Genomic DNA, 16,219 nt, shown 5'->3' on the forward strand with positions numbered 1-16,219 from the left:
AGACTTTTATAAGCGTTAGCGGCTTTGTGAGACTAAAAAAATATTTGTAAAAAACTTTGTGTCCTTAGTGTTCAAAAAAGTTAAATATGAAAAAAACAATAAAAACAATACTCAATCTCTGTTTAATAGCATATTCGGGAATATTATTTTCTCAGAATCCTATTATTCAGACCAATTATACGGCAGATCCTGCGCCGATGGTGTATAACGACAGGCTTTATGTCTACACCACCCACGATGAAGACGATTCCACCTGGTTTGTGATGAACGACTGGAAAGTCTATTCCACCAACGATATGGTGAACTGGACCGACCACGGAAGCATTCTGAGCTATAAAGATTTCGACTGGGCAAAACGTGATGCCTGGGCAGCGCAATGCGTGGAAAGAAGCGGCAAATTTTTTATGTATGTTCCGATGTGGTCCAAAACCAACAACAAAGGAGCAATTGGTGTTGCGGTGGGTGACAGTCCGTTTGGCCCATTTCATGACCCGCTTGGAAAACCATTGGTTCAGAGTGAATGGGGCGATATTGACCCGACGGTTTTTATTGATGACGACGGTCAGGCCTATATGTATTGGGGAAATCCGAAACTTAAAATGGTTAAGCTCAATCAGGATATGATTTCCTATTCCGGCGATATTGTGGAAGTGCCAATGACCGCAGAATCTTTCGGAAAAAGAGACGGAAAAGAAAACCCGGAAAGACCTACAAAATACGAGGAAGGACCCTGGCTGTACAAAAGAAAAAATCTGTATTATCTGTTCTGGCCGGGCGGTCCGCTCCCTGAATTCATCGGATATTCAACCAGCAAAAGTGCACAGGGACCGTGGAAATACGGCGGAATCATAATGCCAACCGAAGGAAAATCTTTCACCAACCATCCCGGAATTGTCGATTTCAGAGGAAAAACCTATTTCTTTTATCACAACGGCGCTTTGCCGGGAGGAAGCGGTTTCACAAGGTCGGTAAGTGTTGAGGAACTTAACTTCAACAAAGACGGTTCTATTTCACCCATTAAAATGACGAATGGCATTACCAAAGCGATTGCATCGGTTAATCCTTATGCTTTCAATCAGGCAGAAATGATTGCGTGGTCTGAAAATGTGAAAGCTTATCAGAACAAAGAAGCAGGTGTCTTCATCAAAGCTAAAAAAAACGGCGCTTACACCAGCGTGAAAAATGTGAATTTCGGTAAAAAAGGAGCATCAGTATTTTCGGCTAGAGTTGGAACGACACACAACAGCGATGTGACGATGGACGTTCATTTGGACAGTGTAAGCGGACCGGTTATCGCCACGGTAAAAGTTCCGTTGACTGGCGGAGACGACCGTTGGGAAACTGTGAAAACTGAAGTAAAGGAAAAAATTACCGGTGTTCACGATGTGTATTTTGTATGTAATGGAAAAGCAGCAAAAGATATTATGTTTTTCGATTATTGGACTTTTCTTGAAACTCATTAATTATGATTAAATTTTTTTTAAAACTATCACTCGCCTTTAGTATTCTGATTATGAATACTGTTTTTGCACAGGTTGCAGAAATCTCCAGTCCCGACGGAAAATTGAAACTGAATGTCTTTTCAGATAATGGAAAAGCATTCTATAATGTTACTTTTCAAGGAAAAATAATGTTGGAAAAATCACCTTTAGGCTTAATCACCAATGAATCTGATTTTTCTAAAAATTTAAAGTTTATTAACAGCAAAAAAGACCAGATTTCGAAAAATTATACAAACGAAAAAATCAAAAAATCACAGGTTAATTATGCGGCTAATACTCTGATAGTCAATTTTACCAATGCAGATAACTTCAATATCGGAATTGAATTTCAGGTGAGCGACAATAACTTGGCTTTAAGATATGAGATTCAGCCGATGAAAGACCGTTTGAGTGCAGTTGTACAATCGGAAATTACGGGTTACAGATTTCCGTCTCAGACCACAACTTTCCTTTCTCCAATGATGAAGCCGATGACAGGTTTTGCAAGAACCGCTCCAAGCTACGAAAGCGGTTACAAAGCAGATGCGGAATTAGGAACAAAAGCCGATTATGGTTATGTTTTCCCTGGACTATTTCATATCGGAAATGACGGCTGGATTTTATTGTCTGAAACAGGAGTGAACAGTTTGTACTGCGCTTCTCATTTGGATACGACTTCAGAAAAAAATCTTTACCAGGTTGCTTATCCGAATATGGCAGAAAACAACGGTTTCGGAAGTACCGGAGCTGCCATTTCGCTTCCGGGAAAAACACCTTGGAGAACTATCACCATTGGCGATTCCCTGAAACCGATTGTTGAAACGACGATTCCTTTTGATGTCGTAGAACCGATGTATGAAACCTCACAAAAATATTCTTTCGGAAAATCGACCTGGAGCTGGATTTTGTGGCAGGACAACAGTATGAATTATGAAGACCAGAGTCTCTTTATCGATTTAGCATCAAAACTTGGTTATGAATATATTTTAATTGATGCGCTTTGGGATAAAAATATCGGAAAAGAAAGAATGAAAGACCTTATTCAATATGCCAAATCCAAAAATGTCGGAGTATTGCTTTGGTATAATTCCAACGGTGCTGCGAATGATGCGCCAATGGGACCGAGAAACAAAATGAGTTCAGCGATTGAACGAAAAAAAGAAATGAAATGGCTTAAAGATATTGGTGTAAAAGGTCTGAAAGTCGATTTCTTTGGTGGCGACAAACAGGAAACGATGCGTCTTTACGAAGATATTTTGTCTGATGCCAATGATTTTGGATTAAAGATTATTTTTCATGGAGCAACTTTGCCGAGAGGCTGGGAAGTAATGTACCCGAATTATGCCGGAAGTGAGGCGGTTTTAGCTTCAGAAATGCTTTATTTTTCGGAAGATGTCCGCAAACAGGAGGCATTCTTTGCCACGTTGCATCCCTTCATCAGAAATACAGTCGGAAGCATGGAATTTGGCGGAACTTTCCTCAACAAATATTTAACAAAATCCAACAAGGATAAAAACAAAAGATATACAACAGACGGTTTCCAGTTGGCAACTGCTGTACTGTTTCAAAATCCGGTTCAGATGTTTGCCGTAATGCCGAATAATCTGACCGATGCTCCAAAATTCCAGCTCGATTTTATGAAAGAAGTGCCGACGCTTTGGGACGAAACAGTGTTCATCGACGGATATCCGGGAAAATATTCCGTGATTGCCAGAAGACATCAGAATCAATGGTATGTTGCCGGTGTGAACGCTGAAAATGCTGTTCAGAAGCTTACTTTAAAACTTCCGATGCTTGCCGGAAAGTCGGTTAGATTCATCAATGATGATTCGAAAGGGGAGACTTCTGAAAAAACAATTACTGTTGGCAAAAACGGAGAACTCAAAATAGAAATTCAATCCAAAGGCGGATTTGTAATTCATTAATATCTCATTTTAACCCGAAAAATAAACCTCAAATGGAACCCAGAAATTTCAAATTCTCAACGGTTTTTAAAATTGTCTTTTTGATGATTGTTCTTAGCCATCAATTGTCTTTCGGGAAAATTAAACTTCCCGATTTGGTAAGTGATAAGATGGTTTTACAACGTGATGTCGAGCTTAAAATTTGGGGTTGGGCAGATAATGGCGAAAATATTACCATCAAATTCCGAAATGAAACCTACAATACATCACCGGACAAAAACGGAAAATGGTCTGTTCAATTGAAACCACAGAAAGCAGGCGGACCGTTTATGATGGAAATTAACGAAATTACGATTCGGGATATTCTGGTGGGAGACGTCTGGCTCGCTTCCGGACAGTCTAATATGGAAACGCCTATTGCACGGTTAACAGACCGTTTTCCGGAGATTAATGTTTCTGATTTTAATAAAATCCGGTACTTCAAAGTTCCTACACAGAACACTGTGGAATCTGTCCGGGAAAATATAGCATCCGGCGGAAAATGGTTTACCGGAACCGCTTCGGAAGTGATGAATTGGACGGCCTTTGCGTATTTCTATGCGGTAGAAGCGTATGAACACAGCAAAATTCCGCAGGGAATGCTGGTCTCCAGTTTGGGTGGTTCGGTAATTCAGAGTTGGGTTAGTCAGGAGCATCTTAAGAATTTTCCTGATGATATCATCGATAAACAAGCATTGTCAGCACTCAATTCTTCAAAACTGGACCAAGGAAGAAATCTTTGGAATCAAAAGGATTTTAATGACGGGAATTGGGAAAAGGCAAAAGTTCCCGGAAAATGGAAAGATAATGGAATCCGCGCAAAAGGAACGGTCTGGTTTCGGAAAAACTTTGAACTTCCTGCGTCAATGGATGGAAAATTTGCCCGTCTGTATCTGGGAGTAATGGTGGACAGCGATTCTGTTTTTGTAAATGGAAAATTCGTAGGTTCTACTTCATACACGTATCCACCAAGGAAATATTATATTCCGGGCGGAATTTTAAAACAGGGAAAAAATACGATTGCCATTCAGCTGACTTCCAATTTCGGAAACGGAGAATTTGTTGCTGATAAACCGTATAAAATTGTTGGAGATGGTGTTGTTGTTGATTTAACGGGCGAATGGAAATATAATATCGGAAGAGATACAAGTAAAGACGAAGAATATAAATCGAAGCTGAAAAACCTGAGAAGCGCGCCTTCCGGATTGTACAACGGAATGATTTATCCGATTCGGGATTACAAAGTCCGGGGAGCTATCTGGTATCAGGGCGAAAGCAATGCCGGTCAATCCGAAGATTATGCAGGTTTGCTGAAAAATCTTATCGAAAATTGGCGGGAAGTATTTCAATGGAATCAGATGCCGTTTTTATTGGTTCAGCTTCCCAATTTTATGGAAAAAACAAACGACCCGAATGCGCCAAGCGGATGGGCAGGAATTCGTGAGGCTCAGTTTAAAACGTCACAGACTGTTCCGTACACAGCAATGAGCGTTAATTATGATATTGGCGAATGGAATGACATTCACCCTCTCAATAAAAAAGATATGGCAAAACGTCTATTTCTGGCTGCCCGAAAATTGGTGTATGGCGAAAAATTGGTAAGCAGTGGTCCTGTTTTCAAGTCTATGAAGGTAGAAAATTCTAATATCATCCTTTCGTTTGACAATGTTGGAAGTGGCCTTCAAAGTAAAACAGGAAATTTGAAACATTTTGCAATTGCCGGAAGCGACAAAAAATTTGTCTGGGCTGATGCAAAAATTAAAGGCAACACAGTCATTGTAACCAGCAAGGAAATCAAAAATCCGGTTGCAGTGCGATATGCGTGGAGCAATAATCCCGAAGATGCTAATCTGCAAAATAAAGAAGGTTTGCTGGCGTCGCCATTCAGAACGGATGATTGGTAGTTTTTATAATTAAACTGATAGTGGACTTTTATAAGCGATAGCGGCTTTGTGAGTCTCAAAACAATTCTTTTTTTTAATAAAAACTTTGTGAACTTAGTGTTCAAAATTTCACAAGCTGACTAAAAATCAGTAAATATTAAAATAAAATACTCATAAAATATTGATTATGAAGACGATTTTTAACTATTTTTCTCTTTTGATAACGTTGGTTTTTACAACGATTGTAAAAGCCGCCGACCCTTTTATTTCTTTTACTAAAACGGAAAATTCGGTTGTGTTGAAAGAGCACAATTCAGGTTTGATGCTGTTTTCGGATAGCGATTCGGATAAAGGAATTCTTCGTGCGGTTGCGAATCTTCAATCTGATTTTCAAAAAGTAACAGGGGTTCAGCCTACTCTTATTTCCCAAAATTCCGGAGTGAATGGAATGCTTATCATTATTGGTGAGGCCGGGAAAAGCAATACCATTGATGCTTTAATTAAAGCTAAAAAAATTAATGGAAATTCAATCAAAGGAAAGAATGAAAAATATATCATTCAAAATGTAAGCAATCCGTTTCCCGGCGTTTCCGAAGCGATTGTGATTGCAGGAAGCGACAAACGCGGAACCATTTACGGAATCTACGAAATGTCGCAGCAAATCGGGGTTTCACCTTGGTATTATTGGGCAGATGTTCCGGTTGAGAAAAAAGAAAGTATCTATTTTAAAAAAGGAATTTACACTGATGGAGAACCGGCTGTAGAATATCGCGGAATTTTCCTGAATGATGAAGAACCTTCACTCGGAGGATGGGCAAGAGCGACTTTTGGTGGAATCAATTCTAAATTTTACGAAAAAGTTTTTGAATTGATTCTTCGTATGAAAGGCAACTACATCTGGCCTGCAATGTGGGGAAAAGCGTTTTATGATGATGACGTTTTGAACGGACCTTTAGCCAACGAAATGGGAATCATTATGGGAACTTCTCACCACGAACCGATGGCTCAGGCTCAAACCGATTGGCATAGATACATCAAGAAGAATAATCTTCCGAATGTCTGGGATTATTCCAAAAATGCTAAAGTTTTGCAAGAGTTTTGGAAAGCAGGAATTGAAAGAAGCAAAAATTGGGAAAAATTAGTAACAGTCGGAATGCGTGGCGACGGCGATGAAGCGATGGGAGAGGGAACCAATATTTCCTTACTTGAAAAAATTGTGAAAGACCAGCGAAAAATTATTGCTGATGTAACGGGAAAAAAAGCGGAAAAAACACCTCAGGTTTGGGCTTTGTACAAAGAAGTTCAGGATTATTATGACAAAGGAATGCGGGTTCCGGACGACGTCATTTTATTGTTCTGTGATGACAACTGGGGAAATGTGCGGAAGCTTCCCGACCTTACGAAGCCTCTTCATAAAGGCGGTTACGGAATGTATTATCACTTCGATTACGTGGGCGGACCGAGAAATTCAAAATGGATTAATATCAGTCCGATTCAGAGAGTTTGGGAACAGATGAATCTTTCCTACGAACATAAAGTGGATAAGGTTTGGGTCGTCAATGTAGGGGATTTGAAGCCGATGGAATTTCCTATCAGCTTTTTCTTGGAAATGGCATGGAATCCAAAGCAATTTAATTCAAAAAATCTTTTAGAATATACTGAAAAGTGGGCTGCACAGCAATTTGGTGAAAAATATGCCAAAGAAATTGCGGAAATGATTAATCTTTATTCAAAATATAACCGCCGTGTAACGCCAGAAACATTGGATTGGAAAACTTACAGTCTTCAAAATTATAATGAATTTGAAACGGTTTTAAATGATTATCGAGCATTGGCATTAGAAGCTTTACGTTTGAAAGAGAAGATTCCGGCAGAATATCAGGACGCGTACTTTCAGCTGGTTTTATATCCGATTGATGCGTGCAGCAATCTGTATGAAATGTATTATGCGGTGGCAAAAAACAAAGAATTGGCAGCTAAAAAAGATGTTGAAGCTAATGTCTATGCCGATAAGGTCAAAGAATGTTTTGAGAGAAACGCTTATCTCGACAACAAGTATAATAATGAAATTGCCGGCGGAAAATGGACGCATATGATGGATCAGATGAAGATAGGTTACAAAGCCTGGTTTGACGGAAAAGTAAACATAATGCCGGAAGTGAAATATATTGCTGAAGCTGATGTTCCAAAAGAAAAGATCTTTCAGGAAAAAGACGGTTATGTATCCATTGAAGCGGAACATTTTGCAAGAATGAATAATTCAGACCGAATCCATTGGGAAGTAATTCAGGATTTCGGGAAAACCAAATCCGGCGTAACTACTTTTCCTCAAAATGCTTATCCGAAGCCGGATGAAAACATTGAACTGGAATACGATATTAATTTTGAAACCAAAGGTGAGTTTGAAGTTCAGTTGCTGCTTGCTCCAACGTTAAATTTCAATCATAATAAAGGATTACGCTACGAAATCTCTTTTGATGGACAAACTCCACAGGTTGTTAATTTCAACGGACATTACAGAGGAGAACTGGGAAGATGGCAATCGGAACATATCATCAGGTCTACAACGAAACACCAGATTTTTCAACCCGGAAAACATACGTTAAGATTTAGAGTTCTGGAACCGGGAATTGTTTTGGAAAAAATAGTAATAGATACAGGAGGCTTAAAACCTACTTATCTCGGTCCGCCGGAAAGTGAGATAATTCACAAAAACTAATGTACAACCAAACCCACACATTATATGATAAATCCATGACTCCACAATTTACATTTCGTGTTTAAATATCGATTGCTCTGCCGGTCATAAAATACAGGAAGAATTACAACAACTTTATTTAAAGAATTTTATCCTGGCCTTAAAAAGGTCAGAAAGGTTTTCTGATGACAAAATTTCAAATGAATCATTTTGAAAACAAACGTGAAATATTCTTCAGTTCTTACTGAAGATTTAACCTAAAACAAAAAAAACTATGAAAAAAATTGCTCAGCGCATCGCCATGACTGCCTTATGCTTGGTTACCAGCATCAATACATTCGGGCAACTTACTACAGTAAAAATCAACAAAAACACAACCTATCAGAAAATAACAGGTTTCGGAGGATTCGTCTGCAGTCCGCAGTTCGGATACAACCACATGACGACTTCTGAAATTCAGACCCTTTGGGGAGCCAATAGCCAGGCAGGTTACAATATCATGAGACTGTATATTCCGGAAGGCAGCAGTAATTGGAGTGCTGCACTGGCAACGGCACAGCTCGCCAAATCTATGGGACTTACTATTTTTGCCAGCCCGTGGACGATGCCCGCTGCCTGGAAAACAAACAACAGTGTGAACGCAGTTTATACAGACTCTAATGGTGTGCAACAAATCGGCTATCTTAAAACAGAAAACTATCAGGATTATGCACTTTATCTTAATAGTTTTGTGACTTATCTTCAGAATAACGGAGTCACTTTAGATTATATTTCCATTCAGAATGAGCCGGATGAAATGGCACAGTATCAGGGTTGTATCTGGACACCTACGCAGATTGCTAATTTTGTTAGGGATTATGGGCATCTTATCAATTGTAAAGTAATTGCTCCGGAAAGTGTAGGACTTACAGACAACTATGCCAATGCGATGCTGAATCAGGCTACTATGGATAATTTTGAAGTTTACGGTGGTCACCAGTACGGACTTATGCAGTCTGCTTACAAACAGTTTCAGAATTACAATAAAGAAATCTGGCAAACGGAATATCTCATCAACTGGAATCCTTCCAACACTACACCTCGCGATTTCAACTGGAACCTGGATGCGTTCAATTTCGCTACCAGCATCAATAACACAATGCTTGGAAATGTGAATGCCTGGATTCATTATTCTGCGAAACGTTATTATGGACTTATGGGGGACGGAACCAACGGAACTACTGCCGGCGTGATGACCAAAAGAGGCTATATTCTTTCTCATTATGCAAAATATACAACAGGAAAAACACGTATTGCTGCTACTTGGGGAGACAATACAGGCGTACTCCAGGGATCTTCTTATATTTCATTGGATGGGAATCAGGTAGTATTAATGGTCATCAATCCTTCAGCAAATTCTTATGATCTTAAAGTTGATATTCCTTTTTATACGACTTCAGGAACAAAAGTATTGACCGATGCACAGAACAATATGACGACCACCTCTCTTACGATGGCACAGACATTCCGTCCCGGGGTAACAATTAATGCTTCAAGTGTAATGACTTTCGTATTCAATAAAAGCGGTGAACGCCCGGTTTCACAAATGACAGGAAGTGATATCCGTTACAATAAAGTTGAAACCATGACTCCTACAAATTCAGCTTTCGGAACAGGATACAATATCAGCAATACAACAGCAACATTCTCCAATGCCAGTCCGCTTTTTAGCTCAAATACCACTGCATCCAACGGTTATTTACAGCTTAATGACCGTTACAACAAAATGGTGCTGCATGTCAACAGCTTTACCACAGCAGGACAAAGTTATTCAGACAATACCACATTGTATTATATCAACAGTCAGGGTGTTGTAAAATCTTATAATTACGGGAAAATAAACTTCCCGACAGGAGGTAATTTTGATATTACGCTGGACATTTCAAGACAGGTGCTTACTGATGGATGCAAAGGAATCTTAGGGCTTCGCAATTCCAATTACAGTTCAGTTCTTACATTAAATTTAGGCGATGTATATTTCAATATCGGAAACGAAGTTGCCTCTAAATTTTCAGGAACATATTCCGACGGAGACAGCAACCTGATGGATGCTCTGGAAAATGGATATTATACCTCAGTAGATTTTAAAAATACAACAGGAACGACTTCAGCCAACAACTGGCAACCGGCGAGTGCTAATTCCAACAGCATTTATTACGTACCCAATACGGTAACATCATCCAGCAACAATGTGATTTCCGGGACAAACTGTACTAATCTTGTTCTTTCAGATCAGGGAAAAGATTTCCAGGTTCCTTATACTTTTAATGCTGCATCGGCATCGTATTCCCGCACCTTCAACGGATTTGAAGTCTTGATGTTACCTTTCACTGCGACAATCCCGTCCGGAGTAACAGCCTATACAATGACACCGGGAGCTTCTGCTATCTCCTGCACTGCAATTAGTAATGGAACAATACCAGCCAACACCCCGGTACTTATCAATGCAACCGGAAGCATTACCTTCCAGGGAACAGGAAGCGTTTCAACGCCGAAAGCCATCACTGTAAACCAAATGAACGGGGTGTACAATACGATAAAAGTTCCTGTCAACAGTTACGTATTAAAAACCGTAAACGGAACTACAGGATTTTATAAAGTCACTGCGGGAAGCGAACCGCTTATCAATCCTTTCAGAGCATATCTTACGGAGGAAAATACGTATGCTGCATCCGTTCTTCCGTTAAGTTTTGCTACGCTGCGTACCAGCGATCTTCTGGCAGATAAAAATGAAGTGGATCTGTATCCTAACCCCGCTAAAAACGAAATTTTTATCAATGTAAAATCTTCGGGTACAGCTTCTTTATTTGATGCAAAAGGCACTCAGCTTCTCAAAAACCTGCCGTTACATACAGGCAAAAACCATATTGATATAGGGCATCTTCCTTCCGGAATATATATGCTGGAAATTACCCAATCCAATAATAAAACCGTCGAGAAAAAATTTATTAAACAATAAATGAGTTTGAGACTTACATTTATATCTCTTCAAAGCCACCAACAACGGTGGCTTTGTTGTATTCATTGAACTATGGCTTTGTAATTTAATTCAAAATTAAGGATTCAAGATACACCGTATAGGTCTTATAATGAATAATATATATCTTAAAATAATATTTGTTAGTACTAAATAAATATTTTCAGGTCTAAGACTTAAAAATATAAGCATTAAGTATATTTTTTTAAGCTTTAAATAGATGTTTTTTAGTCTTATGTAAATAATTATTTATTTAAAATGTAAAAATATCATTACGTTAAATTTTATACTCATTAGCAGTTTTGCAATAAGGATAAGTTTATTTCTGGAGAAGAATCAATTTAAAAAAAAATAAGTGTGAACAATACATTTATTTAAAATAGAATCTTATATTTGTTTTTCATAAAAACAGGCGGATAGTTTAATTTCTGCTAAAATTTTTAACCATATAATATTCTTGTTGTATCCAAATGAAAAAGATTCTGTTAAATATATCAATCTTCATGTGCGCTGTCTCATCTGCACAGAATTTCAAATATCCTTTTCAAAATCCTAAACTTCCGGTCGATCAGAGAATCGAAAATCTTCTCGGATTATTAACGGTGGATGAAAAAATAGGAATGATGATGGACAATTCCAAAGCTGTTCCGAGATTGGATATTCCCGGTTATGGATGGTGGAATGAAGCGCTGCACGGCGTGGCAAGAGCAGGTACCGCTACCGTTTTTCCACAGGCCATTGGTCTGGCAGCAACCTGGGATGTACCGGAGCATCTGAAAACTTTTGAAATGATTTCAGACGAAGCACGGGCAAAATACAATAAATCTTTCGATGAATCTCAAAAAACCGGACGTTACGAAGGTCTTACTTTCTGGACACCGAACATTAATATCTTCCGAGACCCTAGATGGGGAAGAGGCCAGGAAACCTACGGAGAGGATCCTTATCTTACCGCAAGTCTTGGAGTGGCCGCTGTAAAAGGATTACAGGGAAATGATCCGAAATATTTCAAAACCCACGCCTGCGCCAAGCACTTCGCTGTTCACAGCGGCCCGGAGTGGAACCGCCACTCTTACAATGCTGAGATCTCACATCGTGATCTTTATGAAACCTATCTTCCGGCCTTCAAAGCATTGGTTTTAGAAGGAAATGTGAGAGAAGTGATGTGCGCTTATAACGCTTTCGACGGTCAGCCTTGTTGCGCCAACAATACTTTACTGACAGAAATTCTAAGAGGAAAATGGAATTATGATGGAATGGTCGTTTCCGACTGTTGGGCATTGGCAGATTTTTACCAGAAACAATATCACGGAACACATCCCGACGAGAAAAGTACCGCCGCAGATGCTTTGAAACATTCCACAGATCTGGAATGTGGTGACACGTATAATAATTTAAATAAGTCTCTCGCAAGCGGATTAATCACAGAGAAAGACCTTGATATTTCAATGCGCAGAATTCTGAAAGGTTGGTTTGAGTTGGGAATGCTTGATCCTAAATCTTCCGTCCATTGGAATTCAATTCCATATTCTGTTGTGGATTCTGATGAACATAAAAAGCAGGCGTTGAAAATGGCACAAAAATCAATTGTGCTGATGAAAAATGATAAAAATGTTTTGCCTTTAAATAAAAACATAAAAAAAATTGCGGTTGTCGGTCCAAATGCCGATGACGGACTCATGCAGCTGGGAAATTATAACGGAACTCCTTCGTCTATCGTAACAATTCTTGATGGAATTAAAACCAAATTTCCAAACGCAGAAATCATTTATGAGAAAGGAACCGAAGTCGCCGATCCATCTTCCAGAACTTCGCTTTACCAAAGCTTTTTAAGCCAGAAAAAAGGCGAGAAAGGAATGAAAGTTACTTTTTTCAACAATAATGAATTTAAAGGAACTCCTGCTAATATTTCAGTCAATAAAGCAGGAATCAACTACAACAGTTTCGGCGGAACCCAGCTTGCCCCGAATGTGGGAAGAGAAAACACTTCGGCGATTATTTCCGGCGTTTTCAAAAGTCCTTACACAGGCGATGTTATTCTTTCACCTTCAACATCCGATGTTTACACACTTTTTGTTGATGGAAAAGAAATTGCTACGAGAAAAGGTCCCGATGCCAGACATCCTTCAGAATTTCCTGTGAAAATGGAAAAAGGAAAAGAATATCAGATCGAGTTACGCCACACCCAGAAAGGAAAATATGTAAGCATCACATTCGACGTGTACAGAAAAGACCCTGTGAATTTTGCTGCCGTAAGGGAAAGAGTGAAAGACGCGAACGTTATTGTTTTCGCAGGCGGACTTTCTCCAAGTCTGGAAGGTGAAGAAATGATGGTCAATGCAGAAGGTTTCAAAGGTGGTGATAAAACGTCCATCGATCTACCGAAAGTTCAGCGTGAATTGCTGGCTGAATTACGTAAAACAGGAAAGCCTGTCGTTTTCGTGCTTTGTATAGGAAGTTCATTAGGATTAGAACAGGACGAAAAAAATTATGATGCTTTACTGAATGTATGGTATGGCGGGCAGTCGGGAGGAACTGCGGTTGCAGATGTGTTGGCGGGAGATTATAATCCGTCAGGAAAATTACCGGTTACATTCTACAAAAATCTCGAACAGCTCGACAATAATTTGTCTAAAACCAGCAAACATCAGGGCTTTGAGAATTACGATATGCAGGGAAGAACCTATCGCTATATGAAAGAAAAGCCTTTGTATCCTTTCGGACATGGGTTGAGTTATTCAAAATTTATTTACGGAAATGCTAAACTGAACAAAAATACTATCAATGCTAATGAAAATCTGACGATTACAGTTCCTGTCACCAATACTTCCGGAAGAGACGGGGAAGAAGTCGTTGAGATTTATGTGAAACGCAACAATGATCCGTTGGCACCCGTAAAAACATTAAGAGCATTCCAAAGAGTAGCTGTTCCTTCCAACACCTCTAAAACGGTTGAATTAACATTATCTCCCGATTCTTTTATGTTCTACGATGAAAAAGCAGATGATTTAGTATCAAAACCAGGAGATTATACCATCTTATACGGCGGCACTTCCGATGAATCGGGTTTGAAGAGTCTAAAATTACAGGTTAAATAATCTCAGAAATTTATTCAAAACCTTTCAGAAGTAATTGGAAATTTAAATCTGATAAATCAAAAAAATCTGCGAGAACAAAATGTCTTCGTCTAAATTAACCAATCAATGAAAACAAAATCCAAAATATTCGCAACCGTATTTTCTTTAAGTGTAGCCTTCTTTTCAGCACAAAACGGAAATGTCAAAAAACATTTTCTCGATTTAGACGGAGCTTCTACCAACATCAAAATCCAGCCAACGATGTACGGGATTTTTTTCGAAGACATCAACTTTGCAGCAGACGGCGGATTGTACGCAGAACTCATTAAAAATCGCAGCTTCGAATTCGATGAACCTTTAACAGGCTGGAAACAACCCAACACAAAAACATTGTCTCCCAACTTAGATTCCGGATTTTTAACAATTATAACCGATAAATCCAAAACCAATAAAAACTACGCAAGAATTACCGTTTGGAATGATAAAAGCTATCTGCTGGAGAATGAAGGTTTCAGAGGAATTGGGCTGCATCAGGGTGAGAAATACGATTTAAGCTTTAATCTGGAAAATGTTTCAGGAAATATTTCTGCCGTTAATACAAATCTGATTGATGAAAACGGAACAGTGATTTCCTCAGTTTCTACAATCATAAAAGGTGGAGGATGGCAAAAATATAATGCTGTTTTTGCACCTTCCAAAACCGTTGAAAAAGCTAGACTTCAAATCACATTTACCGGAAAAGGAATTGTGAATATGGATATGATCTCATTGTTTCCGCAAGACACCTGGAAAGGCAGAAAAGGCGGTTTAAGAAAAGATCTGGTTCAGAAATTATATGATTTACAGCCGGGATTTCTACGTTTTCCGGGTGGGTGTATTGTAGAAGGCAGAACGTTGGCGGAACGATACCAGTGGAAAAAAACAATTGGTAAAGTAGAAGACAGGGAAAATCTTATCAATAAATGGAACAACGGATTTGCGCACCGCCTCACACCGGATTACTGGCAGTCTTTTGGCCTTGGATTTTTTGAATATTTCCAGCTGGCGGAAGATTTGGGCGCAGAACCACTTCCAATTCTCAGTTGCGGAATGGCCTGCCAGTTCAATACTGCAGAATTGGTAAAAATGGAAGATTTGGATCCTTATGTTCAGGATGCTTTGGATTTGATTGAATTTGCAAACGGCGATTCCAATACGAAATGGGGGAAAATTCGTACTGAAATGGGACATCCGCTATCTTTTAATATGAAATTCATTGGTGTTGGAAACGAGCAATGGGGAGCAGATTACATCGAACGTTACAAAGTTTTTGAAAAAGCGATACACGCTAAATATCCCGATATTAAAATCATTTCCGGAAGCGGGCCGTCTCCTGATGGCGAATTTTTCGACTACGGATGGAAAGAATTGAAAAAGCTTAACGCCCAGATCGTCGACGAACATTACTACAACTCCCCGGAATGGTTTATGAAAAACGCCGGAAGATATGATAAATACGATCGTTCAGGACCAAAAGTTTTCGCCGGCGAATACGCTGCACAATCAGTTGGCGTGGTAAAACCTGATAACAAAAACAATTGGCTGACCGCCCTTTCGGAAGCAGCATTCATGACAGGCCTGGAAAGAAATGCGGATGTTGTCTATATGACTTCTTATGCACCGCTGTTTGCCCATGCCGAAGGTTGGCAATGGACACCGGATTTAATTTGGTTTAATAATTTAAAATCTTACGCAACCCCGAATTATTACGTTCAGAAACTTTTTTCCAATAATAGAGGAACAGAAGTTCTAAACATCACAGAAAACGGAAAACCTTTAACCGGACAGGATGATCTGTATGCAACAGCGGTTAAAGATGAATCAAATAAAGGAATAATCATCAAAATAGTAAATACCGATAGCGGAAGTAAATCATTGGCGATCAATCCGAAAAATATAAGCTTAGGAAAAAATCTCACCAAAATTATTCTGACAGCACCGCAGCTTTCTACCGAGAATAGTTTTGAAAATGAAGTCATTCAACCCAAAGAAGAAACTCTAAGTCTTAAAAAGGGAAATATAAAAATTGATATTCCTGCTCAATCTCTAGTTATTTTAAAAATAAATTGATTTTAAATCATT

The 16,219-nt window shown here is 39.0% G+C and carries 7 protein-coding genes; all 7 read left to right on the forward strand.

What is annotated here, in order from left to right:
- Positions 1–86 precede the first annotated feature (86 nt).
- A complete protein-coding gene (locus tag BLR30_RS03735) occupies positions 87–1,463 on the forward strand; it encodes a glycoside hydrolase family 43 protein (RefSeq protein WP_089854970.1) in 1,377 nt (458 codons plus the stop codon).
- A 2-nt stretch (positions 1,464–1,465) separates the two neighbouring features.
- A complete protein-coding gene (locus BLR30_RS03740; RefSeq protein WP_228400697.1) occupies positions 1,466–3,406 on the forward strand; it encodes a glycoside hydrolase family 97 protein in 1,941 nt (646 codons plus the stop codon).
- A gap of 32 nt (positions 3,407–3,438) precedes the next feature.
- Positions 3,439–5,328, forward strand: coding sequence for a sialate O-acetylesterase (locus BLR30_RS03745; RefSeq protein WP_228400698.1), 1,890 nt, complete (start codon positions 3,439–3,441; stop codon positions 5,326–5,328).
- Between the two features lie 166 nt (positions 5,329–5,494).
- Positions 5,495–8,026 (forward strand): glycosyl hydrolase 115 family protein, encoded by a 2,532-nt coding sequence (locus BLR30_RS03750; RefSeq protein WP_089854976.1) that lies wholly within the window; start codon positions 5,495–5,497, stop codon positions 8,024–8,026.
- Positions 8,027–8,279: 253 nt separating this feature from the next.
- Positions 8,280–11,003, forward strand: coding sequence for a T9SS type A sorting domain-containing protein (locus tag BLR30_RS03755; RefSeq protein WP_089854979.1), 2,724 nt, complete (start codon positions 8,280–8,282; stop codon positions 11,001–11,003).
- A gap of 521 nt (positions 11,004–11,524) precedes the next feature.
- Complete coding sequence (locus tag BLR30_RS03760) at positions 11,525–14,119, forward strand: beta-glucosidase (RefSeq protein WP_228400699.1); 2,595 nt, start codon at positions 11,525–11,527, stop codon at positions 14,117–14,119.
- A 105-nt stretch (positions 14,120–14,224) separates the two neighbouring features.
- The gene (locus tag BLR30_RS03765; RefSeq protein WP_089854985.1) at positions 14,225–16,207 is read left to right on the forward strand and encodes an alpha-L-arabinofuranosidase C-terminal domain-containing protein; all 1,983 of its coding nucleotides are present in this window, start codon (positions 14,225–14,227) and stop codon (positions 16,205–16,207) included.
- Positions 16,208–16,219 lie beyond the last annotated feature (12 nt).

This window comes from Chryseobacterium taeanense (genome assembly GCF_900099685.1).
GTDB lineage: Bacteria > Bacteroidota > Bacteroidia > Flavobacteriales > Weeksellaceae > Chryseobacterium > Chryseobacterium taeanense.